A 24,605-nucleotide genomic window follows, 5' to 3' on the forward strand; every position below is an offset into this window, starting at 1 on the left:
ACGGCAGAGCTTAGAACGCTGATCGACACAGCAACGGCGCGCAGCCCCTGCGGGCTGCGCGCCATCGCCGATCAGACCTTCTTCGCGATACCTGCCATCAGGATCCGCTGGTACTCCGCGAGGTCCTCCACGGCCGGAACGTCGGCGTCCGGCTCCTCCGGGAACCACCGCGCCAGGAAGTCGATGCCAGGCTCGACCAGAGGCATCCCGAGGAAGTGCTGCTCGATGCGCTCCGGGGTCCGGATCCAGCCGTTGCCGAGGCTCTCGAGGCCGGCCCGCTCGATCGACTTCTGCAGCGGCTCGCCGGTGTCGACGAAGTCGGTGATGAACAAGTAGCTGCCCGGGACGAGCGCGTCCATCAGGGTGCGGACCCATTCGTCGGGCTTCTCGTCGTCGTGGAAGTGCATGTGCAGACCGACGATCATCAGCGCGATCGGACGCGAGAAGTCCAGATGGTTCTTGATTTCCTCGTTGTCGAGGATCGACTGCGGCTCCCGCAGGTCGGCGGTGACGACGATCGTGCTGTTGTTGGTCGCGAGCAGAGCGCGGCCGTGCGCGAGCACGATCGGGTCGTTGTCGACGTACGCCGCCTTCGCGTCAGGGTTGATCTCCTGCGCCGCCTGGTGGGTGTTCTTCTGGGTCGGCAGCCCGCTGCCGATGTCCAGGAACTGGTCGATCCCCGCCTGACGGACGAGGTAGTGCACCCCCCGGACCAAAGCGGCACGGTTGTCGATCGCGCAGCGTCCGGCGTCCGGCACGTACTTCAAGTACAGCGCGGCGCCTTCGCGGTCGGCAGCGAAGTTGTCCTTACCACCGAGCAGCGCGTCGTAGACGCGGGCGATGGTCGGCTGGGAGGTGTCGAAACCCGGATTGTAGTCCGGGTCTTCTGATGGGGCCATTGGCGCAGCCTTCATGTCGGGAGAGGAACCTTTTGTCATCCTAGGGGAGACGGAAGTCACGTCGCGCCCACCTGCGGCCTGTCGGAAACAACTGACCGAAAATTCACCAAGTATCTGATTCGTCAGCCGTTTCTTACGGTCGTGACGCAGGCGTCGAGCAGATATTGGGCTCGGAATTCGCGAGGGCTCATGCCGTAACGCTGACGGAAAGCGGTGCTCAGTACGCTGTTGGAGGAGAAACCGCTGGTGTGGGCGAGGTCGCCGATGACGATGGGACCCGGGCTGCGCAGGCGTTCGTGCACCAGCGCGAGTCGTTGTTCCCGGATCAGGTCCCGGGGCGTCGTACCTGCCTGCTGCATGGCCAGCTGAACCTGCCGCAGCGACCAGCCCAGGGCTCGTGCCACCGTGGCTCCGGTCAGCCCTGGGTCGGTGGCATGCTCTCGCACGTAGCGTCTGACCATCGCTTCGACCTCGCCCAGGCCGCCCTCGGTGTCCGGGCGGTCGTCACCGACGGAGAGCATGCACAGCAGGTCGACGAGTCGATCGCAGACCGCATCGAACTCGGCTGCCGACAGGTACGCCCGCTGAGCGAACAGTCCGCTCAACATGCCCACGAGGACCCGGCCCAGACCGCGGTTGACGTCGAGAACCCGGGATGCCGACCGGCGGGCCCCGGGGCGCAGGCGGTTGTCCATCTCCGCCCCGGGGATCGTCAGCAGCGCGATGTCGGCGTGGTCGAGCCTCGCTTCGAACGGCGAGTTCGACGACGCCAGGAACGCCCCACCTGGGCCGACCCGGAACTGCTGGTCACCTTGGCTGATCAGCAGTTGCCCGCGGATCGTCACCATCAGCGTGCGGATGTCGTGCGGGTCCTCGGATGCCATCGCCGCGGTTCGATGTCCCTGGGCACAGTCGGCCGACGCCCGGCCGAGCGTGTAGGAGACCGTGCCGATGCGCAGCAGCCGGCCCCGGAACGTCCCTGGCGAACAGGTCGGATCCACCCGGTAACGGGTTGCCGCGCTGATGACACTCATCCAGTACTCGACACGTTCCGGTGGTCTGACGTCGTCCGTCGTCCACGAGTCGATCGAACAGGACGAAATCGCGGTTGACATCCGGGCCTCACCTTATTCTGGTGCAAAGAGCGTTGGGCGGTCGCTTCTTACGGCTCGTCAATCGAGTGCGTCGATGGCCTTCTTCGCGGCCGGGTGCAACGGCACCGGGTCGGTCATTGCGGCGTTCTCGAGGTCGATCCCCTTGGCCGCGGGATTGACTTGCACGAGGGCCTGTTTGTTGTGGAGGAGCAGACTGGTGAGTTTCCCGGCCAGGTCGTCCGACATGTCCTTACGTACCAGCAGCAGGTTCGGCACGATGATCGTCTGGGTGTCGGTCGGCTGCTTGTACGCCGCGGCGGGGATCACGCCCGCGGCGTACACCTTGCCGTGTTCCTTCTGCAGGGCGGGCAGCACGTCGCCGAGAGGGATGAAATGGACCTTGGGGCCCATCGACGTGGTGAGGTCGGTGATGCCGCTGGTGGGCAGGCCGCCGGACCAGACCAGCGCGTCGATCTGTCCGCTCTTCATCGCGTCCACCGACTCGGGCAGGCCGAGCCGCTGGGCAGTGACGTCTTTCACCGGGTCGACGCCGGCGGCGGTCAGCAGGCGCCGCGCGATGACCTCGGTGCCGCAGTTCGGTGAACCGGTGGAGACTCGCTTTCCCTTCAGATCGGACATCTTCGTGATGCCGGCCGCCGTCCGCACGACGACCTGGGTGTAGTTCGAGTACAGCCGGGTCAGCGCCACGACGTCCTGCGGCGTGGAGAAACTGTCCTTGCCCGCGACCGCGTCGGCGGCGGTGTCGGCCAGGGAGAAGGCGATGTCGTAGTTCCCGGCGGTCAGTCCTTGGATGTTCTGTACGGAGGCGCCGGTCTCGCTGGCGGTGGCGCGGTAACCCTCGAGGTTGTCCGAGATCAGTGCGGCCATGGCACCGCCGAGCTGGTAGTACACGCCGGTGGTGTTACCGGTGGCGATGGTGAGGCGACCACCTCCCGCGCCGTCACCCTTCTCGGCCTTGCGTTGCCCGCCGCAGGCGGCGATCGAGACCGTCAACGTGAGTGCGACCACCAGAGTGGACAAAGAACGGAGTCTCATGTGGGTAGCCCTTCCGTGGTGTCCCGCAGGCGCTGACGCCGTGCGAGGTTGATGACGACGGCGATCCCGAGCAGCCCCAGGCCGACGCCGATCGTGGCGGGTGCGAGATACAGCAGCAACAATGCGGCCGGGAAGCAGAGGAGGCGCTCGAGCCGACCCGTCCGGACGGCGATCCATCCGCCGGTGACCACCGCCAGCGCGGCGACGGCGAGCGCCGAGACCGCCAGCGTCCACGCCGCGCCTCCCAGGCCCTCGAGGCCCAGCAGGTTGGCGCCGTTCGGCGTCAGCACGAACGCGAAGGGGACCAGGAACGCCGGCAGCGTGTACTTCCATGCCTGCGACATCGTCGGGATCGCCCGGCCGCCGGTGATCGCCGCCGTCGCGACAGCAGCCAGAGCGGTGGGCGGCGAGACCTCCGACAGAACGGCGTAGTAGAAGATGAACATGTACGCCTCGGCCGGGGCCACGCCGAGCTGGAACAGGGCCGGCGCGATCACCACAGCGGCGATGATGAACGATGCGGTGACCGGCACCGCCAGCCCGAGCACCATGACCGCGAACGCCGACAGCGTGACGGTCATGATCAGCACCACGGTGTGGTTGTCGGAGATCGCGGATGCGGCGGACACGATGATCTCGGCCAGGTTCAGCCCGAGACCGGTTTGGGTGACGACGGCAACGATGATGCCGGCGACGGCACAGGTCGCGACGACAGGCAGCACCGAGCGGGTGCCCTGCGCGAGCGCCAGGCCGAGCCGGCGTGGTGTCAACCGGTGCTCACGGTCCAGGAACGACAGCCCGATCTGCAGCAACGTGGCGTAGACGACGGCCTTGAATGGCGGGATGTCCATCGCCATGAAGCCGATGATCAGGAACAGCGACACGAAGTGGTACCCGAACCGGAGCAGCAGCCGCCGCGCCGATCGGGTCGACGGCTCGGCCGCTTCCGTGCCGTGCCGCCGGGCGTCCATCTCGATCGCCAGCAAGATGCCGAGGTAATACAGGACGGTCGGGACCGTCGCGTAGCCGAGCACCACGAGGTAGCTCACCTGGAGGTACTCCGCGATGATGAACGCCGCCGCGCCGAGCGTGGGCGGCGACAGGATCGCGCCGATACCGGCCGCTGCCAGCATGCCGCCCGCCGGCTCGGACGGGTAGCCCGCGCGGCGCAGGATCGGCCACGCGACCGTACCCAGCGACACCGCTGTCGCCGTACCGGAACCGGATACCGTGCCCAGCAGGAAGCCCGCCAGTGTGACGGTCCGACCAGGCGCCGTGCGGCTGCGCTTGAAAGCCGCGAACGACACGTCGATGAAGAACTTGCCCGCACCCGAGGCGTCCAGTACGGCGCCGTAGATCGTGAACAGGACGATGTAACTTGCCGCGACCGCCAACGGCGTCCCGTAAAAGCCCGCCGTACCCATGAACAACTGCGCCACGATCGCCGAGAAGTCGAAACCTTGGTGCGCCAAGGACCAGGTGTACGGCAAATAGCCGCCGTAATAGGCGTAGGCGATGAACAACAGGCTCACCACGGGCAACACCCAGCCCGTCGTACGCCGGCAGGCCTCCAACGCCAGCACCAGCAGCAACGACCCCGCCAGCAGATCGATCTGCGTAGGAGCCTGCCGACGCTCCAGGAACGCATCGAAGTCCAGCAACGGATACAGCGAGACCACCAGCGCGACCGATGCCAGGATCCAGTCCGTCACCGGCGGGTCGTCGCGGCGTCGATCTCCGCGGAACGGGTTGAGGAACGCCGGCACACGCCAACCGCGGTAACACAGCAGCGCACCCGGCAACACCGCGGCAAGAAACAGCATCAGGTAGAACTGCGTCCCTGCGGGAATTGGAAAGAATACCTGCACCAGAACGCCGACGCTGATGAATGCGCAGCACACCGAGATGGCGCGGTCAAGGGCCGGACTCAGCCTCCGTGCCGGCCTTTCCTGCTCGAAAGCAGCCAACTCCGCTGCGCTGGGGCCGGTGTCAACCGATATGGCGCTGGTTGTCATAAAGGGCCTCCTGTGAATGATCTTTCGCAAAGAATCTCCAGTTCGCAGCTGCCCCACAACCCCGGCCGCCGCATCCTTACCTCGCCTTAAGAAGAATCGCTGGACAACAAACGACCAGCGTCGACGACAAAGTGTCGTCGACGCTGGTCGTCGGGCTCGGCGGGTCAGCAGATGCTGAAGACGTTGTGGCCCCAGACCTTCCACGAGACCACGCACTTCGTCTTCTGCTTGGGTTTGTCGTTGCGATGTGGAGAGCGGGTGTCGCCGCCGAGCATGTCGTAGAGGAACCACAGGCCGAGGCCTCGTCTGAAGGCTCTTCCATCGGCTTTGAACTCGCCCTTGATCTTGCCGAGTTGCCCTCGCGGGGTGACGCCGCCCTTCTTCCAGATCTCGCCGGTCCGGTAGAGGGTCCAGCTGCCACGGGCGACGATGTACCACTTGACGGCGTACCACTGGCCGCCGTCGGCCTCCCCCTTCGCGAGCGACGAGCCGAGGACGGCGCAGGTGTTCGCCGGGGTGCCCCTGATGAAGCGGCAGACCGCGTAGCCGGTGCCGGCGACCTTCACCAGCGCGTAGTTCTCGCCGCCGAGGATGGAGTTCCCCTTCTTCTTGGGGCGGTGTTTCGCCTTGCGGTGTTCCTTCTTCTTGGGCTTCTTGGCGTGTTTCTTGGCCTTCTTCTTCTTGAGCTTGGCCGCCTTCTCACGCGCCTTCTTGGCCGCGGCTTTCTTGGCGGCCCGCTTGGCCGCCGCGATCTTCTCCCGCTTCTTCTTCGCGAGGTAGCGCTGGTAGTCGCAGCCATCGCAGTAGTGATGGGCGGCAGCACTCTTGGAGGCCTTCTTGTGTTTCTTGGCCTTCTTCTTTTTCTTGGGGGAGTGGTTGTAGCCGCCGCAGCCGTCGCAGTAGTGGCCGCCGGGGAGGACGCGCCATTGGCCGTCGGGATCGCTGGCCGTGATCGGGGTGTTGTCGGCGTACGCGTAGCCGTTGAGCTGTTGCGGGTTGTCGAAGTCGGCGACGGGGTCGGTGGAGATGAAGCGTCCGCGGGCGGAGTCGTATTCGCGGGCGCCGAGGTGGGTGAGTCCGGTCGGGTCGTCGACGCCGTCGACGTAGCCGTGCTGGTCGGGCCAGCTCGCTGGTTTGTTGCCGCGGGCAACGCCGAAGGGAGTGAAGCGGCGCTGCTCCTGGCTGAGGTCCGTGGCGTTGACCGAGAGGGTGTTGGTGCCGTTGCGGTCGGCCACGGTGAAGTCGAGACCCGACTCGTTGCGGACCGCGCTGGTGCTTCCGAGGTCGTAGAAGCGGGTCGCTGTCACCGTGCCGGTGGGGCTGAGGTGGAGCTCGGAATTTTCCAGATAGAGGGTGGTGCCGTCGGTGTCGCGGGCGATGAGCCGCTCACCGTCGGCGTCGTACAGGTAGCTGGTGGCCTTGCCGTTCTCGGTGAGGGTGGCCAGGTTACCTTCGGCGTCCCAGGTCAGTGTCTGAGCCTTCCCGGCGACGTTGCGGGCGGTGGTGTTGCCCGCGGCATCGTAGGTGAAGGAGTCGTTCCGGGCGCCGGTGGCGACGCCGGCCAGCGCGTGCGGCCGGGATGCTCCAGCGGCGGGATAGGTATAGGTGGAGGTGGTGGCGGCGCCGGTGACCGGGTCGTGGTTGGTCTCGCTGAGCCGGTTGCCGGTCTTGTCGTAGGTCCAGCCTTGCCAGTACGGCGCGGGTCCGGACAGCGCGCCGGCGCTGGGCTGGGTGGCGCAGTCGGCAGCAGGTGTCCATGCCTCAGTCAGCCGGCGCAGGTAGTCGTAGCTGAAGCACTGGACATCACTCGTACCGCCTTGGGGCGTGTCGGCGATCTTGGTGACGTTGCCGGCCGGGTCGTAGGTGTACTTCACGTCCGCCAGGTGCTCGGGGGCAGTGGAGCGGTCGACGAGGACGCGGTCCAGGTTCCGGGTCGCGTCGTCATAGAACGCGGTGTGGACGAGCTGTTTGCCGGCCGCGGCGGACAGGGTCGACTGGGCGACCTCGTCGTAAGGGGTGTACGTCGCCGCGGTGAGCATCGTGCCGAGACCACTGCTCGCGGTCTGCAACCGCCCGGCCACGTCGTAGCCGTACCGCAGCGTCTCCGCCGCGAGCCCGCCCGCCGCCGGATACGACACCAGCGACGGCAGCCCGGTGGCGGTGTAGCCGGTGTTGGTCTTGTACGACCCGGCCAACTCGCCCTCGGAGGCAGGAATTGTGACCGTGCTGGTCAGCGGCCGGTACCGGATGTCGTAGGCGTCGACCGACTTGGTGTACGCGTTGCCGTTCATGAAGCGGGTCGACGTCGCGAGCATGCCCTTGACGCTGGTGCCGGAGACCAGCGTGTCGTAGGTCCACTGTGCACGTTTGGCGCCGGAGGTGGACCCGTCGTACATACCGGTGCGGCGGCCCAGGGCGTCGTAGGTGTAAGCGAGGGTGGTGCCGCGCGCGTCGGTGCTGGTGAGCAGCTGACCGGCGTCGTCGTAGGTGAAACTGCTCGTCCCGGTGTCGGGGTCTTCGCGTTGGGTGACACGACCGCGCAGGTCGTAGGTGGTGTCCCAGCTGTTGCCCGCCGGGTCGGTCGTGCTGACCATGTCGCCACGGTTGTTGTAGGTGTAGGTGGTCGTGTCGTAGGGGCCGGTCGGCGAGCCGCCGGTGTACTGGCGCAGCTCTACCACCGCGTCGTCGGCATCGGTGATGGACGTGGTGGCTGTGTCGCCGTCCGGCGGGTCCACGCTGACGCGGTCTCCACCGTAGGTGGTGGTGGTGCGCCACTTCTCGAACCCGTGCGAGCGGAAGATCTCCACCGTTTCGCGTTCGGCACCGTCGTAGACGGTCAGGTCCTGGCCCGGCACCGCCGCATCGGTCACCCCCGTCAGCAGCGTCGTACCGGCGGTGCCGCTGTTCCAGTACGCGCCGTTGGACTTCACCTCCAGGCCGCGTGAGTCGTAGAACGTGTCGGTCACGACCCGGCCGCCGTCAGGCGCTGGGTCCTGGGTCTGCCGTTCGCGCAGCTGCCCGTCGAAGAGGTCGTAGCCGGCCTCGTACGTGCCGTCGTCGCGGATCTCCTCGGTGGTGATCACCGACGGCGCGTCCTGGCGGATCAGGTAGGAGTACTTGGTGTTCGGGGTTTTCCCGGCCGCCTTGGACCGGTCCGGTAGCCACACCGCGGTGATCCGGCCGAGTGGGTCCCGCGTCGTGTCGGTACGCCGCCCGTTCTGGTCGACCTCGGCGATCGACTCACCGAACCCGGGCTCGACGGTCTTCGTGGTCACGTGCCCGGCCGGGTTGGTGACGGTGACGTCGGTGACGGCCGCGCCACTGGCCGGGGTATAGGTGGCCGACGTTTTGCGGTCCAGCTGGTCGTAGGTCTCGATCGGCCGGCCGTAGGAGTCGTACGTCGTGCGTCCCTCCTGGGTGTAGACCGGCGTGGTGCCCGAGTAGGAGGCGAGTTCCTTGGAGAGGGTCTCGTCGCCCTTCGTCGGCGCCGCACCCAGAGTGGTGGATCCGTCGTAGAAGGTCAGGTCGTCCGACACCGCGTCGGCAGGGTACGACGGTGTCACGGTGCAGGCCACGGACACGGTCTGTTCGCGGGCCTCCAAATCGATCAGCCACGACGAGGTGTTGCGGGCGTACGTGGTCCGCGTGCATTCCTCGTCGCCGGTCTTGGCGGTGTCGCCGAGGTCGTTCTTCTCGACCTCGAGTCCGTACGAGTCGTAGGTGGTGCGGGTCTCGGTGTTGCGCCATCCACCGGACGACAGGGCCTCGCGGGTTCGTTCGGCGCCCTCGTCGACCATGTAGGCCTTGAGTGTTCCGTTGACCGTGGCCCGGGTGGCGGTGGCGGCGGAGATCCACGGGTCGGTGATCACGCCCTCCAGCACGCTGCCGCCGGCCTCGGTGTAGGTGAGGGACTCGCGTTCGAACCCGGCCAGCGCGGGCTGATCGGTGATGGTGCCGCCGAGGGAGTCGGTGACGGTCACCGAGCGGGTGCCGCCCGCCGCGAGCTTGTCGCCGTCCATGCCGCGCAGGTAGAGCGTCTCCTCCTGGGAGCGCGTCTCACCGGGATCGCCGTGGAGTTCCCGGACCCGGCTGTAGCCGCGCCACTCTCCCCACGTGCGGTACTTCGCCGGCGTCAGCTCGTTGTCGTCGTAGTGCCACGCGCCGCCGCCGACGTACTCGTAATCGGTGCGCTCGATCCCGGCCACGCCGGCTTGGTCGTCCTCGAGCACCGTGATCGGCACGTACTTGTGGAACCAGTCCAGCGTCAACGACTCCGACCCGTCGGCCTGCCAGTACTGCGGGAAGCACCGCTTGGTGTTCTGGTCGGGGGCCGGCAACGAACCCGCCGTACACTCCGCCGCCGAGTAGTTCACGTGGACGTGCCCGCCGGCCTCGTCGTACACGTCGGTCAACCGCCATTTGTTCATCGGCGGAATCCCTTCCGCGGCGTCCACCCGGTTGGCCAGCTGCACACCCTGGAAGGACACCGAAGGAAGCGTCGCGGTCCCGCCGACCTTGCCGGTCGCGGTGATCGACGCCAGCCACAGCGCCGGCGAGGTGCCGTCACCCGGGTCACGGAACTCATAGCCCAACGCCCACGACGTGACATCGCGGTAGGTCGTCCCGGACACCCACAGCTGAGTCGTCACCGATGTCAGCCGCTTGCGCGTCCAGAACGTCGGCGAATACAAGCCGGTGCACGACTTACCCGCCGAACAGTTCTGGTCGTACGGCACGTCCGGCCAGTTCGCGGCAGTGGCCGACGTGATGTCGCCGGTGCCACAGGTCGCACCCGCGGCGCAACGCTCGTCCACCGTGAACGACACCCGCATCGGAGCCGGCGCCGAATACATCGACGTGGACCGCTGGCCGTAGTCGATCCGCTTCAGGTATCCGCCGCGCACGTACTGGGTGCCGGCGGTCGCGGTCAGGTTCCGGCCGTAGTAGTTCGTCTCGCTGCCGTAGAAGTACGACATCGCGTTGCCGTTCGGGTCGACCACGTAGTCCAGGTTCCAGCGCCAGGCCTGCGTGCAGTACGACGCCGCGAACGATGCCCCATGACACGGCTCGCCCGCGTCGTTGCCGAACACCGGAGCCGTCCAGACCGAACCGGTCTCCTCGTTACCCGCGGCCCACCCCGGGAGCCGGTTCAGACCGAAGTAGTACTGCGTGCCGTCCTGCGATGTCAGCCGCCAGTGCTCGCCGTCGTTGTCGCCGTTCACCCCACCGGTCAACCGCTCCAGCCGCGAACCGTCGTCGTCCCGCAGTTTCCAGGTACCGGTGGCGTCGTCACGAACCAGCTCGGACGCGGTCCCACCCAACACCAGGTAGGCGTTGTCGGTCTCCCAGCACAGGTCCTGCGGCTTCGATGCCGTCGCTACCTCGTCCGCGCAGGAGGTGTACCGCCGTTCGACGAACCCCTCGTCCAGGCCCCAGCCCTCACCGACCCACGACGACTGGTTGTTCGTCGACGCCACCCGGCCGTCGATGTCACCGGAAGAATAGCCGAGATTCAGATCCGGTTCCGGGCCGCCGAGACCGTCCGGGCCGTCCATCGAGTAGGCCCACGTGAACACACCTGACGAGCCGCCCGCGTTCCACGACGCCGACGCCGACAACGCAGTCGCCTTGTAACTACCCGCGCTGCCCGCGGGCGCCGACGACAACGCCAGCACCGTCGCCTCTGGCGACGCGGCGATCTCCGTAGCGATCCGGTTGTCCCCGGTCGCCTTGGACGTGAGTACTTGCCCGTCCGAGCACCCCGCCTTGCCTGGTGTGGTCAACGCACACGCAGGCAGCCGCACCAGGCGCACGCGGCTTGCCCAGTCACCGCCGTACGCCGAACGGAACGCCGAGTAGTCCACCTCGACCTTCACCTGCCCGTTGCTCGCGACCTGATCGGCGCGACCGACGCTGAACAGCATCCCCGAAGCGCCCACCTTCTCGGCAGCCGAACGGTCGTGCAGCTGAACGCGTACCCGGCTCACGGCCGTCGGCGCCGCGCCCTGGACGTGGCCCGCACCGACCCGAACCGCACCGACCCGAACCGGCAGGCGGCCGGCCTGCGCAGTAGTGCCGTCGATGGGGAGCGACACCTCCGCCGCACCCGGCTCCGGACGACTCACCTGTGGAGGTTGGTGCAGCACGGATGCCGCTTTCGGATCGGGCGGCCGCGACCTGGGCGCGGAATCGTGCCCAGGCACCGACCACTCGGTCTGCGCCGCGGGCCGCCACGCATCCGACGTACCGACATCGGCCCGCGCGGCGGGCGCGACGACCAGGCTGCCGGCGGCGAGCGCGACAGCCGTGACTATTCCGGTGAACGGCACCAGCATGGCGCCACTCCTTTCGTTGGGCGGGGCGGAACTACTCCCACGAGCTGGTGGGTCACAGCTGGGACGGCAAGTACAGGTCGGCGATCTGCTGATCCGTGAGCACACCGGAGTACATCTGTACGTCGTCCATTGCGCCGGTGAAGAAGCCACCGAGACCGCCGGCCGACGTCCACGCCGCTCCGAAGCGCGCCGCTCCGGCAGCGTTCCAGGCACTGCGGTGATACGCCTCGGCCGCGAACTGTCCGTTCACGTACAGCCGCAGCGTCTGATCCTTCGCGTCGTACACCCCCGCGACGTGCGTCCACCCACCGGCCACCGGCTCGTCGAAGGGGCTGACCGCGGAGTGCACCTCCGCCGACGCCGAGTCCGCGACCGGCATCGACACCGACCAGCGGTAACCGCCGTACATGTCGTCCCAGACGTATCCCAGGCTGAATCCGCTCACCTGCGAGCCGTCCTGACTGATCACGACTTCGTTCTTGCCGACCGCGGACGGCTTCACCCAGGCGGCCAACGTGAAGCTACCGTCGGTGCGGACCGCCGGCCCAGACGCCGTCAACACACCGGTGGTTCCGTTCAGCTGCACCGCGTTGCCGCTCTTGCCGGCCACCCGTGACACACCGGCGGCCGACCAGCTGGCCGGATGCGCCCCGGCGGCGTCCCCGGCCGTCGTACCGGAGCTCTCGTCCATCAGCCAGTGACCGTCGCGACGGGCGATCTGCTGGATCTCGCCAGGCAGCAACACCCGGTTGTACACCTGCATCTGGTCCAGATCACCCGGCCAGTACTCGCCGTAGACGCCGTTGACCTTCGACCGCCCGATCTGGAACGAGCCGGCCGCGCTCCACGGCGTGGTGTACGGCGTCGTGGCCTCGAGAACACCGTTGACGTAGAGCCGGATCTCGGCGTTCGGCGCGTCGTACACGCCGGTCAGGTGCACCCACCTGCCGTCCGCCGCGGGCACCGTGGTGGAGATCGCCCGAACGTAGGTCGGCGAGGCGACGTCGGCCGAGGTGCGGTTGAAGATCCACCGCCGGTACGAGCTCGAGTAGTACAACGTGAAGGCGCCGGCCTGGTTCCCGACCTGGGTGGCCACCACCGCGTTGTGCGAGATGTCGGTCAGCCGCACCCAGCCCGACACGGACAGCGAGTTGAGCGTGTTGACGACCGGCGTGGTCGTCGCGGCGTACCCCGTCGTGCCGTTGAGCGTCAGGGCACCACCTTGCCGGCCGTCGCCCCAGGACGCGCCGCCACCCAGGGTGGCGCTGTGCCCGCCCTGCGCGGAGTCGATGGCCACCGTGCCGTCACCGGTCTCGTCCAGCCCCCAGTCCGCGACCGGCCCGGGCGCCGGGCCGGCGTAGAACACTGCCGTCACCACCGCCGAACGGTTGCCCCCGGCATCGACCGAGCGGACATGCACCCAGTTCACGTACCGGTCCGGCACGACCGAGACCGTCACCTCGCCACCCGGCGCCGACGGCGTCGCGGTCAGGTTCAGCGCAGTCGAGGCTCCGTTCAGGGCGTACTCGTACCTGACGACATCGGACTCCCCGTTCGCGCCGAACGTCACCGGCAGGCTCGTCCCCATCACCGCGTCGCCGGCTCCGTTGTCCGGGAACCCCGACGACACCGCCGTCGGCGCCTCCGGCACGGTGGCATCCACGGCGAACTCACACCATGGGCTCCACGCGCTGACGTCGATGCCGTCCTCGGCCCGCACCCGCCACTTGCCGACCGCGCCGTTGCCAAAGGCACCCGACGGAACGGAGGTCGCCACCACCGTCGGCGTCGCGCCCGCGACTGTCGGCGAGACGTACTCCCCGGCAGGAGCAGAGCCGTCGACCGCCCACCACTCGAAGTGCGCCTGGACCGAGTTGTCGGCGTCTTGCAGAGTCGCTCGAAGCGTGGGCGTCACCGTGGAGACGACCAGGCGGTCGGAGCCCGTCACACACGACGCCGAGCCTTCCGTGGTGAGGTTGGCGGGGTTGTCGGGAATCGTGTTGTAGTCGATGGTGATACTCGGGTTGTTGGCGAACTTCCGCCACGAGTACGCATCGCTCTTGCTCTCGGCCGCGGTCGACGCCCGAAGTCCCTGGGTGACGTTGGACCAGCCGTTGGCCGCGGCGTTCGTGATCTGGCTGGTGACGTTGAACTCGACGCCGCCGGCTGGGCAGCTGGACGACGAGAAGCCCTTCGCGAAGCTCTTCTTCTCCATCTGGTACGCCCACGTCGGCTGGTTCTTCCAGGTCGTCGCCGAGGAGATCGGATTGGTCGCCCACACCTGCACCTCGCGCACCGTGCAGGACCACGACCAGTTCGAGAAGGTCTGCAGGGTGGCCTTGAGGATGTGCTTGTACTTCACGCCGGTGGTGTCGAACTGGAAGAACGAGCGCGTGCGCTTCTTGTCCTCACCGTCATAGCCCACCCGGGCGACCTTCTCCGACGTGCCGAGGTTCGCGCCGTTGTAGAACGACGTGGTCGGGTAGTTGCTCCACACCTGGGTCCAGGCCTGCTTGACGCCGGACCACGACGGGTCGATGTAGACCGGGAACCGGGTGGCCTTGCTGGTCAGCATCGCCCGATCCGGCACGAGTGACAGCTGATCCCCGGCGACCCGGGCGCCGACTGCCGTGACCCGGCCACCGGGCTGTACGGCGGACCCGTGACCGGAGGAGTCCCACATGTACGGCGCGGGTCCACTGAACACGACCTCGCCGGCCGGATCCGTAGCGGTCAGACCGGCTCCCGTGGAATGAACCACAAGCCCCTTGGCTGTCAGGCGATACGGCAGCGATCCGAGCGCCGGGTTCATCGCGGCCGCCGCGTTCTTGACCACCAGGATCTGCGACAGTCCGGTCGTCGCGGCAGTCAGGACGAGGTCGACACCGGGAAAGACCTCCCGGTACGTCGCGGTGTCGCCGGACAACACCGGCTGGGGCAGGCTGCCCGGCCAGCCGACAGCCAGCTCACGGCTGTCCCGGCGAAGCCGCACCAGTGGCGTATCGCCGCCCCCGGAGAACGCCAGATCGAGCGGGCCGGCAACCGGCGCTACCGTTCCGTCTGTTCTGGCTCGCAACGTCATATCCACCGGCACCCACCCGGACGAGCCGCGTACCCGTACCGGCAACGCCGACTCGTGCCGGGTGAACGAACCGTCCGGATTGGCGAACACCTGCGCTGTCTCGGTGGTCAGCGTGTCGACCTCGGCCTGGCGTCCGGTCCTGGCGGCGACATCGCGCGCCTGTGCCTCGTCCAGTACCGTCGCGGCTTCGGCCGGCGTCGAAGCCATGACGACCAGCAGACTTCCGAGGAGGGCGAGGACACTGCTCATCGCCACCGCCAACCAACCGGCCTTACGCGAGCGTTGAAGAGTACGAGACGACATGACAGCCTCCACGGGGCGACGAAGGAAGAACTGAGTCCTCCGTGTCAAGGAACATGGTCTGGCCCTGTCGCGTCCACGAAGCCATCCACGATCCTGCGCGTAGCGACAACAGGCGTGCGCGTGTCGATCGGCACCCCAGGGTTGTTCTCAAGGCCACGTAAGGATTCGGCGCCCGGGGTTGCGCGGTGCGGCGGTTGTCACGACATTGACGTCGTGCGGATACTGATCGCCGAGGACGACGACAGCGTGGGTGAGGCGCTGGTCGACGTCCTCGGCGCGCACGGTCACCAACCACATCGGGTCTCCAGAGGCGCCGACGTGCTGCTTCGGCACAGCTCGGCCGATGTCGTGTTGCTGGACCTCGGCCTGCCCGACGGGGACGGGCTGGACGTGCTGCGAAAGCTGCGCCTGGTCAGCGAAGTACCGCTGCTGGTCGTCACCGCGCGCGGTGACGAGAGGTCGGTGGTGCGTGGCCTGCGGCTCGGCGCGGACGACTACCTGGTGAAGCCCGTGCGGTTGGGCGAGCTCCTGGCCCGGATCGACGTGGTGGTCACCCGTCGCGCCCGGAGCTCGCGGACGGCCGGGGTGGTCGAGGTGGGTGCCGTCGTGATCGACCTGACCGCTCGACGGGTCAGGGTCGGCGAGCGGGAGATCACACTCACTCCGAAGGAGTTCGACCTGCTCGGGGCGCTGGCGCGCCGAGCAGGTGCCGCGGTGAGCCGCGAGGTGATCCTCGACGAGCTGTGGGGCGATGCCTTCCTGGCGAGCTCGCGGGCGCTCGACGTCCATCTGGCCCAGCTCCGCGTCAAACTCGGCAGTCCCGGCCTGATCACCACCATCCGCGGTTTCGGATACCGACTCGGCTCATGAGGACCCGAGTTCTGATCGTGCTGACGGTCTTCTCCCTCGTCGCAGTCGCCGGGCTGGTCCTGCCGCTGCTCGCGACCACGTCTCAGGCCCGCACGCAGGCGCTGTTGCTCAGCCGCGTCGCAACACTCGACCGGCTCGCCGGACTGGCCAGGGAGATGAAGGATGCCGGCGACCTGGCCGCCGTGCAGGCGGAAGCATCCCGGATGACCGAGGTGTACGGCGAAGACCTGCTGCTGGTAGGCCCGAGCGGGCACCCTTTGATGTCCACCGGATCGCTGGACCTCGACGATCCGGGGGTGCGGGAGACCCTGGCATCCGCATCGCGCAACCTCGCGCAGACGACCCTCGACCCGGTTCGGCCGTGGAGCGAGCCACGGCATCTGCTGGCCCGTCCCGTCGGTACCCCTCATGAGCTGGCCGGCGCAGTCGTGCTGCGCGTCGACGCCGGCCGGGCGATCTCCGGCGTCCGTCGTGACTGGGCGCTGATCGTGACCGGGGCGATCGCCGTCGAGCTGCTCCTCCTCGTGCTGGCGATGCTGCTCACCCGCTGGGTGGTCCTTCCGGTCCGGCGGCTCGAGGAGGCCGTCGTCGGCCTTGCCGAGACACCGACGACGGGCCCGGCCGTCATGCTGTCCGGCCCGCCGGAGCTGCGCCATCTGACCCGATCGTTCGCGGACATGGCGGCCACGGTCACCCGATCCCTGGAGATGCAGCGCCGGATGGTGGCCGATTCGTCGCACCAGTTGCGGAACCCGCTGGCGGCCGTGCGGCTCCGGCTCGACGCCCTGGCCTCGGAACTCCGCGATCCGTTCAGCCCGCGATTCGCCGGCATCCAGCAGGACCTGGATCGGCTCGAGGCGCTGCTCAACGATCTGCTCAGGCTTGCCGAGGCCGAGAGCCGGCGCCCGGATGCCGTGGCCGGTCGGTCAGTGGTGTCCGAGGTGCTGCCCGGTGAAGTGGGGGCGTGGCGGCTGCTCGCTGCCGAAAGCGGTGTCGACCTGGAAGCCGATCTCGCCGTTGTACCGCCGGTGGCAGTCAGCGAAACCGACCTACGGCAGATCGTCGGGGCCCTGGTCGACAATGCGATCAAGTACGCCGGCGACGGAGCGCGGGTGATCGTCCGGGTCGAGCAGGCAGGCGTGGACGGTGTCCGGCTGACTGTCGTCGACGACGGGCCAGGACTGCCCGAGGAGCAACGTGAGCTGGCATCGCAGAGGTTCTGGCGCGCCGATCAGCACCAGTCGTCGCGAGGCAGCGGTCTCGGTCTGGCCATCGTCGACCAACTGGTGAGCGCGGCGGGCGGGACGCTCACGATCGAGGCGGTGACGCCACACGGCCTGGCGGTTCACGTCGATCTGCGGACGGCGACATGAGCGCCAAAGCAGGCAACATGCTGCGCTTGTCCCGGCGGGCTCTGCTAGCTGCCGGACTGGCGTCGTTCGCCGGTGGCTGCAGCTCTGACCGCCCCCTCGTGGACCGGATGGTGGTGGCCGGCGGTGAGCGTGGCGGGTTCTACCTGGAGTTCGCACAGCTCCTCGCCACCCAGCTCACGGCCGCAAAGGTCGCCCGGACCGTCGACGTGCGGTCGACCGAGGGCAGCCTGCAGAACCTCGAGCTCCTGCGTCTCAGGCAAACAGACTTGGCAATCTGCCTCGCCGATGCCACGGCGCAGTCGCGCGAGGTTGTCGCTCTCGGCAGGGTGTACGAGAACTATCTGCAGTGCGTGGTCCGCGCGGCCGGACCCGTCCGCCAACTGCCTGACCTCGTCGGCAAGCGGGTTTCCTGCGGGCCACCAGGCGCCGGTGCCGCACTGACCACGGACCGGCTCCTCAGCGCGGCCGGCATGCACGCCGAGCGTGCCCCCGTGATCGCCAACCTTCATCTGTCGGACGCCGCCGACGCCCTTGCCGCCGGACGGATCGACGCGATGTTCTGGTCCGGTGGGGTACCGACCCGGCGGCTGTCGGATCTTTCCGCTCAGGTGCCGATCCGCCTGCTGCCTCTCGATCGCTGGCTGTCCACGCTGCGTACGGCGTACGGCGTGGTCTACCAGCGAGCGCAGATCCCGGCCGGCACCTACAGCGGTGTCGAGCAGGTCAGCACGATCGGCGTACCGAACCTGCTGGTCTGCCGGCCCGAAGTCCCGCGTGCGGTCGCGTCGAAGATCGTCGACGTGCTCGTCAAGCATGCGGCCGGGCTCGTGCCGGCCGCCGCGGTCGGCGCGCACTACCTTGATCCGAACTCACTCATCGGTACCAGCCCGTTGAAGCTCCACCCGGGCGCGGCCGAGCGCTACCGCAGTGTCCACGGCTGAGCGGGCATCCGGGGACGGCACCGTCGTCGGGCGGCCTTCTCGGTCGAGCCGTACGACGATGTGCTCGTCCCATCGTTCGTCGGCCTGCGGATGGTCGGAACGCCAGTGACATCCGCGGCTGTCCCGCCGGGCGGTCGCGGCGACGACGACAGCCCGCGCCACCGTCGCGAGCGGTCCGGTGCCCAGGGCATCGAGCTCGTCCGCGGCGGCGTTCAGACCGGCGCCGTCGCGACGGATTCCGGCGTACCTGCTGAGGATCGAGCGGATCCGCTCCGGTTGACGATCATCGCCGAGCATGAGCTGGTGGGCACGGCCGAGGTCCTTCGGAGGGAGGTCGAGGGTCAGGGCCGTTGCGACACGTCGCCCGAAGACGAGTCCTTCCAGCAGGCTGTTCGAGGCGAGCCGGTTGGCCCCGTGGACGCCGGTCGCGGCGACCTCGCCGACCGCGTACAGGCCGGGTACGTCGGTTGCGCCGTTCCGATCGGTCCGGACGCCGCCGCACAAGAAGTGTTCGGCCGGCGCGACCGGGATCTGCTCCGAAAGCATGTCGACGCCGATGCGTGCGCAGGAAGCCAGCACGGTCGGGAACCGCTTCCGGAGTACGTCGGGCGCGACATCTGTCGCATCCAGCCAGACATGGCCGGATCCGTCGCGGCGCATCGTCGCCTCGATCGCCCGCGCGACGATGTCCCGCGGCGCCAGGTCGGCTCGTGGATGACGTCCGGCCATGATCCGGCGGCCGTGGGCGTCACGCAGTACGGCGCCTTCACCCCGGACCGCCTCGGTGACCAGCGGCAACTGACCGCTGGTCTCGCCCGTGTAGAGCGCCGTCGGGTGGAACTGGACGAACTCCATGTCCACCAGCGACGCGCCGGCTCGCAGCGCCAACGCGATGCCGTCGCCGCGCACCATCGACGGATTCGTGCTCGCCAGGTAGGCGTTGCCGATCCCCCCGGTGGCCAGTACGACGGCGCGAGCCTCGATCTGCGTGACCTCGCCGCCCGCCTCGACGAGCACCCCGACGATGCCTCCGGACTCCGACTGGAGCAGGCCGACGGTCCGCCCGGTTATCGTCCGCACGCTGGTTTGCCGCAGGGCAGTCACGAGCGCGCGATGGACCTCGGCGCCGGTCGCGTCACCGCCGGCGTGCACGATCCGGGGACGGCTGTGGCCACCCTCCAGGGTCCGCGACAGCGAGCCGTCGCCGTTCCGGTCGAAGCGTGCCCCGTGCGCGATGAGTTCGGCAAGACGCTGCGGCCCCTCCTCGACCAGCGCACGGACGTTGCGCGGATCGCAGAATCCCGCGCCCGCGACCTGGGTGTCGTGCGAGTGGTCGAGCGGATCGTCCTCGCCGTACGCCGCCGAGACGCCGCCCTGGGCCCAGGGTGTACTGCCGTCGCCGGCACTGAGCAGGAGTACGTCGCGGGTCGCCGCGAGACCGAGTGCGGTGGACAAGCCCGCTACACCGGAGCCGATGACGACGACGTCAGTGACCTCGGGAACATCGGGGACGCGGGTCATCGGGCACCCGCAGGCTTGCCGATGGCCACCATCCGCTCGACCGACCGCCGGGCCTTCTCGACGACCTCGGGCGGCAGCTGGATCTCGTCGCGCCCTTCCCGCAGGCACCGCACCAGCAGCTCCGGGGTGATCATCTTCATGAATCGGCATGAGGCCTTCGGGTTCACCGGCAGGAACGTCGTCTGGGTGTTGACCTTGCGAAGCTGATGGAGCATGCCGATCTCCGTCGCCACCAGAGCGGTCTTCGAGGTCAGTCCGCGAGCGGTGTCCAGCATGCCGGCGGTGGACAGGATGTGGGTCCGCTCGGCGGGCAGATCACCCACGCCGGCCAGCCAGATCGCCGACGACGCGCAGCCGCACTCGGGGTGGACGAGGACCTCGGCCTCTGGGTCGGCGGCTACCTGAGCGCGCAGGTCGGCCGCGCTGATGCCGGCATGCACATGACACTCGCCCATCCACACCTCGATGTTGTCCCGGCCGGTCTGTCGCCGGACGTGCGCTCCGAGGAACTGATCGGGCAGGAACAGGATCGGCCGATCCGCCGGAATCGAGTTCACCACCTCGACCGCGTTGGACGACGTACAGCAGACGTCCGCCTCGGCCTTCACCGCCGCGCTGGTGTTGACATAGGCAACAACCACGGCGTCGGGGTGCTCGGCCTTCCAGGCCCGTAGCTGGTCGGCGTCGATGGTGTCGGCCAGCGAGCAGCCCGCCTGCGCCGTCGGGATCAGCACGGTCTTGTCCGGGCTGAGAAGTTTGGCGGTCTCCGCCATGAAGTGCACGCCGCAGAACACGATCGTGGACGCATCGGTGCTCGCTGCGATACGTGACAGTGCGAGGGAGTCGCCGACGTGGTCCGCCACGTCCTGGATCGCCGGTTCCTGGTAGTTGTGAGCGAGGATCACCGCGTCTTGCTCCGCGGCGAGGCGCCGTACTTCGTCCTGCCAGCTGATTGCCGTGGTCACAGCAGGTCCTTCTTTCGGGAAGTTTTCGATTGTTAAGCGATAACTGGACATGACGAGGTCACCAGCAGACTGATGTCGAGTGCGGTGGGGGAGTGGGTCAAGGCGCCGACCGAGATGGCATCGACGCCGGCGCCGGCGATCTCCGCGACGGTCTCCAGGGTGATGTTGCCGGAGGCCTCGAGCCGGGTGGCGGATCCGCAGGCGTTGCGCCATTCGGCGATCAGGGCCATCTGCTCGACCGGCATGTTGTCCAGCAGGATCCACTCGACCCCGCAGTCCAGCGCTTCGCGGGCCTCGTCGGCAGTGGTGACCTCGACCTCGATCGCCAGGGCGCTGCCGTCCGCGGACATGCCCTCACGGACCCGGTGAACGGCCGGAAGGACGCCGCCGGCCGCGGCGAGATGGTTCTCCTTGAGCAGTACCATGGCGGACAGGTCGAGCCGGTGGTTGGTGCCGCCGCCGCAGCTCACGGCGTACTTGTCCATCGCCCGGAGGCCGGGCGCTGTCTTCCGGGTGTCGAGGAGCGCGACCGGACGCGCTCCGATCGCGGCTACGAAGGCCGACGTGAGGGTCGCGATGCCCGACATCCGCTGCGCGAAGTTCAGTGCCACCCGCTCGCCGGTGATGATCGACCGCGCCGCGCCGCTGATCCACGCCAGCGGCTGCCCGGGGACAACCGCATCGCCGTCCGCAACAGCCGCCCGCACCTTCACGGTGGGATCGACGGCGGCATACACCTCCTCTACAGCGGTCAGGCCGGCCACGCGACCCGACTGCTTGGCGATCATCGTCGCCTCGACCTCCAGCGCCTCCGGGACGCTCCATCGGGTGGTGACATCGTCTGCCGCCTGGTCCTCGAGCAGCGCGGCCGCCACCGCGGTCCGGACCGTCTCCGTCGTCAGTTGCATCTGCTGTCCTGCTCTCCGTGATGTTTTCGCTTCCGAGGCGATAACTAGCTGCACGCTACCATCGGCCTCGTGCCTACTGCCAAGAAAGGTGATCCGGTTAACTTCCCCAGCTACCCGCACGAGGTGCTCGCCGTGGTCCTGTCCGTGCGCGACGGCAGGCTGTGCGTGCTGCTGTGGAAACGCGCACGGAGCCCGTACCGCGGCCGCTGGGCGCTTCCCGGCGGTGGGGTCGAGCCCACCGAGCGGCTCCGGGACGCCATCACCGGTCATCTTGCGACGAAGGTCGACGTGCGCGACGTCGCGCACCTCGAACAGTTGGCCACGCACAGTGCGATCGATCGTGATCCGCGGGCCCGCGTGCTGGCGACGGGCTACCTCGGACTCGTCCCGTCCGACGTACAGCCGAAGCTTCCGGCCGACACGCAGTGGCACCCCGTCGACGAGCTGCCGCCGACCGCGTTCGATCATCATTTCTTCATCGAGGCCGCGGTGGCGCGGTTGCGCGCGAAACTGTCGTACACGAACATCGGGTTCGCGCTGGCTCCGCTGGAGTTCACCATTGCGGAGCTACGTGATCTGTTCGGCGCCGCGCTCGGTTATGAGCTCGGCGCCACGAACCTCACCCGCGTACTGACCCGCCGGCACGTGATCGACCCGACCGAACGGCGAGCCAGCCCCGGCCAGAGCGGCGGCCGCCCCGCGACCGTCTACAAGTTCGTAGCCCGCGAGCTGACCGTCACCGATCCGTTCGCGGTACTGCGCCCACCACGCTGACGCCGGCTGCGGTGTCGTTCAGCCGAGCAGGCCGCGGCCCAGCCAGTCGTCGGGATCTTGTACGCCGGGGAGGGCGAAGAAGTAACCGCCGCCGACGGGGGAGATGTAGTCGACCAGGGGTTCGTCGATGAGGATGGTCTGAACGGCGACGAACTGGCGGTCCAGGTCGGCGTTGAAGCAGATGAAGATCATGCCCGTGTCGAGCTGGCCGTTGGGCTCGATCCCGGCGCTGTAGTTGAAGCCGCGGCGCAGCATGCGCCGGTCGTCGGCGGTGCCGTCGTGGGGGTTGGCGAGGCGGGCGTGGGCCGTCAGCGGCACTGTGTTGCCGTGCGCGTCCCGGTAATAGCTGGGGAGCTGGAACTCCTCCTGGCCGGGTACTCGTTCGCCCGGGCGGCCGGACAGCGGTGCGCCGGTGTCGCGGTCACGGCCGAAGATCCGTTGCTGCTCGTTGATCGAGATCCGGTCCCAGAACTCCACGAACATCCGGATCAGCCGGACCACATGGTACGAACCGCCGGTCACCCAGTCAGGTTCGTCGCCACCTGCTTTCGTCCACACCAGCTGATCGAGCAGATCGGGCCGGTCGAGGAACTCCTGGTTGGCCGTACCGTCCTTGAAGCCGAACAGGTTGCGCGGCGTTCCGCTCGGCCGCGGGGGACTGGTGAAGCCCTCCTGCTGCCACAGCACCTGCAGGTCGGCTCGGGTCGCCCGCATCAGGATGCGGAGCGCGTGCAGCACGGTGTCACGGTGATCGGCGCAGATCTGCAGCAGCACGTCGCCCTCACAGCGGTCCGGGTCGAGCGCGTCGTTCGGGAACTCGTCCATCGGCCGCAACCGGGCCGGTTTGACGTCAGCAAGCCCGAACCTGTCGTCGAACAGCCCGGCGCCCACGCTGACCGTGACGGTGAGACCATCGGGCACCGTGCCTGGGCCGAGGACGCCGTTCTCGTACGGCGTCGACACGAGCCCGTCGTCACTGCCGCGTCCGGTCGGGGTACCGAGGCCGTCGACCAGGTAGCGGATCGTCGATGTCAACGTCTGGAACATCCGGCGCAGCGCCGCCCGGTCTGCTGCTGTCACGAGGAACGCGACGACGATCGCGGCGCTCTGCGGAGGTTCGAGAATGCCCGCCTGGTGGACTGCCGGTACGGCGATGTCAGTCATGGGTGATCGGGCCTCGGTCGCGGGTGGCGTTGCGCGGGTCGACAATCGCCGCGGTGTGGGAGAGCAGTTCGACGCTGTGCTGCACCGCTGCGTTGACCGCGGCCCGCTGCCGGACGGACAGAGCCGCTAATCCGACCCAGCCGGAGTCGTGGTGGTGGCTGCGAATCAACTGCTGGGTGCGCCGGAGCTGCTCGTCGGTCTGCTCCAGGTACGGGTTCTGCTTGCGCAGGATCGGACGCAGCGGGTCCAGCGCCTGCCAGACCCCGATGATGTTCGCATCCACGGTCGCCAGCTCGGTCCCGCTGCCGGCGTCACCGATCCCGTTCAGGTCCCACTGCAGCGCGTCCTCGAGGATCTCGTGCGCCCGCCGGCCCATGTCGATCGGCGTGATCGCGTTCGGCAGCGCCAGCTCATCGGTGAGCTGTCCGACCGCCCCGAGCAGTGCGTCGGCGTACGGCGCGATCGCCGCCGCCGGCCGATCGTGCCACAGCATCGCCTCGATCTTGCGGAAACCCGGGAAGTCCGCGTCCGCGAGGCGGTCAGTGGCGACGCCGCTGGGCGGGTCGGCGTTGATGTCGTCACCGGTTTCGCCGTACGCGCGGTAGGCGCCGCCCAGCGTCTCGTAGGTGAGGTGGGCGGTCAGCCAGTCGCGTCGGGCGGTCGCCGAGTCACCGACCTGCAGGGCGCTGCGCAGCCGTTCGACCTGGTGGGTGAGTGTGGGCAGCTGTGAGGTGATCCAGCCGACATAGGAGTTGATCGGAACCCGCAGGTCGAGGGCGGTCACGGGGATGATCCCGTGCACGTCGTACGGCAGTGGGTCACCGGTGACGACGACCGGCCGGCTGTACTTGATGGTGTAGTCGGTGATGCAGACCCAGCGGTACGTTCCGGGCGGTACCGATGCCGTGACCGCACGACTGACGCCACGGCCGAAGTGCTCGACCTCGACGTAGATCCGTTCGGTCGCGGGATCCTCCAGGTAGACCTCCGCACCGGCGCCCTCGTTGTTGACGAAGACGAACTCGTAGCGGCCGGCCGGTCCACCGAACCAGTCGTCGATGCCGTAGGGCGAGCCAACGATCAGGACGATCGGCTGCGGGCTGCTCGACGGCGGTGCCGGTGCGGCCGAGGTCGTCGTACTGCTCACCGGGCCCACGCTCGGCGCCGGTGGTGAACGGATCCGATGCTGCCCACGACCTGCCGGTGAACAGCGGGTGACCGGCCGCGCGGGCCGAGATGACGGACTCCCTGAGTCTTCAGGGAATGTTCATCAGGCGATGCTCGCGCGGTCCGGACCTCCGGCAG

15 protein-coding genes are annotated in these 24,605 nt (G+C 68.3%); 4 read left to right on the plus strand and 11 right to left on the minus strand.

What is annotated here, in order from left to right; genetic code table 11:
- Positions 1-71 precede the first annotated feature (71 nt).
- The 6 genes from ACFYRH_RS23980 to ACFYRH_RS24005 all read right to left on the minus strand — a co-directional run bounded on the left by ACFYRH_RS23980 (position 72) and on the right by ACFYRH_RS24005 (position 14,730).
- Positions 72-899, minus strand: a complete 828-nt coding sequence (locus tag ACFYRH_RS23980; protein WP_387779271.1) for an SAM-dependent methyltransferase — start codon at positions 897-899, stop codon at positions 72-74.
- Positions 900-1,021: 122 nt separating this feature from the next.
- Complete coding sequence (locus tag ACFYRH_RS23985) at positions 1,022-2,014, minus strand: helix-turn-helix domain-containing protein (RefSeq protein ID WP_387779274.1); 993 nt, start codon at positions 2,012-2,014, stop codon at positions 1,022-1,024.
- Positions 2,015-2,071: 57 nt separating this feature from the next.
- A complete protein-coding gene (locus ACFYRH_RS23990) occupies positions 2,072-3,049 on the minus strand; it encodes a TAXI family TRAP transporter solute-binding subunit (protein WP_387779276.1) in 978 nt (325 codons plus the stop codon).
- Positions 3,046-5,064: a TRAP transporter permease gene (locus ACFYRH_RS23995; protein ID WP_387780660.1), complete on the minus strand. Its 2,019-nt coding sequence runs from the start codon at positions 5,062-5,064 to the stop codon at positions 3,046-3,048. The genes ACFYRH_RS23990 and ACFYRH_RS23995 overlap by 4 nt, the downstream gene beginning before the upstream one ends.
- A 164-nt stretch (positions 5,065-5,228) precedes the next feature.
- Positions 5,229-11,399: an RHS repeat-associated core domain-containing protein gene (locus ACFYRH_RS24000; RefSeq protein ID WP_387779278.1), complete on the minus strand. Its 6,171-nt coding sequence runs from the start codon at positions 11,397-11,399 to the stop codon at positions 5,229-5,231.
- A 52-nt stretch (positions 11,400-11,451) separates the two neighbouring features.
- The gene (locus ACFYRH_RS24005) at positions 11,452-14,730 is read right to left on the minus strand and encodes a LamG-like jellyroll fold domain-containing protein (protein ID WP_387779281.1); all 3,279 of its coding nucleotides are present in this window, start codon (positions 14,728-14,730) and stop codon (positions 11,452-11,454) included.
- Between the two features lie 267 nt (positions 14,731-14,997).
- Between ACFYRH_RS24005 and ACFYRH_RS24010 the strand changes: the two genes are divergently transcribed.
- Genes ACFYRH_RS24010 through ACFYRH_RS24020 form a run of 3 tightly spaced genes read left to right on the plus strand, consistent with a single transcriptional unit; the run spans position 14,998 to position 17,968 of the window.
- Positions 14,998-15,654, plus strand: coding sequence for a response regulator transcription factor (locus ACFYRH_RS24010; protein WP_387779283.1), 657 nt, complete (start codon positions 14,998-15,000; stop codon positions 15,652-15,654).
- Positions 15,651-17,027 carry a sensor histidine kinase gene (locus tag ACFYRH_RS24015; RefSeq protein ID WP_387779286.1) on the plus strand — a complete coding sequence of 459 codons (1,377 nt, stop codon included), beginning with the start codon at positions 15,651-15,653 and terminating at the stop codon, positions 17,025-17,027. Before ACFYRH_RS24010 ends, ACFYRH_RS24015 begins: the two co-directional genes overlap by 4 nt.
- Complete coding sequence (locus ACFYRH_RS24020) at positions 17,024-17,968, plus strand: TAXI family TRAP transporter solute-binding subunit (RefSeq protein WP_387779289.1); 945 nt, start codon at positions 17,024-17,026, stop codon at positions 17,966-17,968. The genes ACFYRH_RS24015 and ACFYRH_RS24020 overlap by 4 nt, the downstream gene beginning before the upstream one ends.
- Here ACFYRH_RS24020 and nadB read toward each other — a convergent pair.
- The 3 genes from nadB to nadC are packed head-to-tail and all read right to left on the minus strand — an operon-like array spanning position 17,897 to position 21,362.
- Positions 17,897-19,489 (minus strand): L-aspartate oxidase, encoded by a 1,593-nt coding sequence (nadB, locus tag ACFYRH_RS24025; RefSeq protein ID WP_387779292.1) that lies wholly within the window; start codon positions 19,487-19,489, stop codon positions 17,897-17,899. The genes ACFYRH_RS24020 and nadB overlap by 72 nt on opposite strands.
- The gene (gene nadA, locus ACFYRH_RS24030; protein ID WP_387779295.1) at positions 19,486-20,505 is read right to left on the minus strand and encodes a quinolinate synthase NadA; all 1,020 of its coding nucleotides are present in this window, start codon (positions 20,503-20,505) and stop codon (positions 19,486-19,488) included. The genes nadB and nadA overlap by 4 nt, the downstream gene beginning before the upstream one ends.
- Positions 20,487-21,362, minus strand: a complete 876-nt coding sequence (nadC, locus tag ACFYRH_RS24035; RefSeq protein WP_387779298.1) for a carboxylating nicotinate-nucleotide diphosphorylase — start codon at positions 21,360-21,362, stop codon at positions 20,487-20,489. Before nadC ends, nadA begins: the two co-directional genes overlap by 19 nt.
- Before the next feature lie 69 nt (positions 21,363-21,431).
- Here nadC and ACFYRH_RS24040 point away from each other — a divergent pair, with 69 nt between their 5' ends.
- Positions 21,432-22,136: an NUDIX domain-containing protein gene (locus tag ACFYRH_RS24040; protein WP_387779301.1), complete on the plus strand. Its 705-nt coding sequence runs from the start codon at positions 21,432-21,434 to the stop codon at positions 22,134-22,136.
- Positions 22,137-22,154: 18 nt separating this feature from the next.
- On the opposite strand, the gene ACFYRH_RS24045 is transcribed toward ACFYRH_RS24040, so the two are convergent.
- Positions 22,155-23,300, minus strand: coding sequence for a Dyp-type peroxidase (locus ACFYRH_RS24045; RefSeq protein ID WP_387779303.1), 1,146 nt, complete (start codon positions 23,298-23,300; stop codon positions 22,155-22,157).
- Positions 23,293-24,447 (minus strand): imelysin family protein, encoded by a 1,155-nt coding sequence (locus tag ACFYRH_RS24050; RefSeq protein ID WP_387779306.1) that lies wholly within the window; start codon positions 24,445-24,447, stop codon positions 23,293-23,295. Before ACFYRH_RS24050 ends, ACFYRH_RS24045 begins: the two co-directional genes overlap by 8 nt.
- Positions 24,448-24,605 lie beyond the last annotated feature (158 nt).

Source organism: Kribbella sp. NPDC004875 (assembly GCF_042873375.1).
Taxonomy (GTDB): domain Bacteria; phylum Actinomycetota; class Actinomycetes; order Propionibacteriales; family Kribbellaceae; genus Kribbella.

Coding starts and splice junctions, on each gene's coding strand:
- ACFYRH_RS24000 (WP_387779278.1), bottom strand. CDS start 11,399: ATGCTGGTGCCGTTCACCGGAATAGTCACGGCTGTCGCGCTCGCCGCC.
- nadC (WP_387779298.1), bottom strand. CDS start 21,362: ATGCAACTGACGACGGAGACGGTCCGGACCGCGGTGGCGGCCGCGCTG.
- ACFYRH_RS23995 (WP_387780660.1), bottom strand. CDS start 5,064: ATGACAACCAGCGCCATATCGGTTGACACCGGCCCCAGCGCAGCGGAG.
- ACFYRH_RS23985 (WP_387779274.1), bottom strand. CDS start 2,014: ATGTCAACCGCGATTTCGTCCTGTTCGATCGACTCGTGGACGACGGAC.
- ACFYRH_RS24045 (WP_387779303.1), bottom strand. CDS start 23,300: ATGACTGACATCGCCGTACCGGCAGTCCACCAGGCGGGCATTCTCGAA.
- ACFYRH_RS23980 (WP_387779271.1), bottom strand. CDS start 899: ATGGCCCCATCAGAAGACCCGGACTACAATCCGGGTTTCGACACCTCC.
- ACFYRH_RS24015 (WP_387779286.1), top strand. CDS start 15,651: ATGAGGACCCGAGTTCTGATCGTGCTGACGGTCTTCTCCCTCGTCGCA.
- nadA (WP_387779295.1), bottom strand. CDS start 20,505: ATGTCCAGTTATCGCTTAACAATCGAAAACTTCCCGAAAGAAGGACCT.
- ACFYRH_RS24005 (WP_387779281.1), bottom strand. CDS start 14,730: ATGAGCAGTGTCCTCGCCCTCCTCGGAAGTCTGCTGGTCGTCATGGCT.
- ACFYRH_RS24020 (WP_387779289.1), top strand. CDS start 17,024: ATGAGCGCCAAAGCAGGCAACATGCTGCGCTTGTCCCGGCGGGCTCTG.
- ACFYRH_RS23990 (WP_387779276.1), bottom strand. CDS start 3,049: ATGAGACTCCGTTCTTTGTCCACTCTGGTGGTCGCACTCACGTTGACG.
- nadB (WP_387779292.1), bottom strand. CDS start 19,489: ATGACCCGCGTCCCCGATGTTCCCGAGGTCACTGACGTCGTCGTCATC.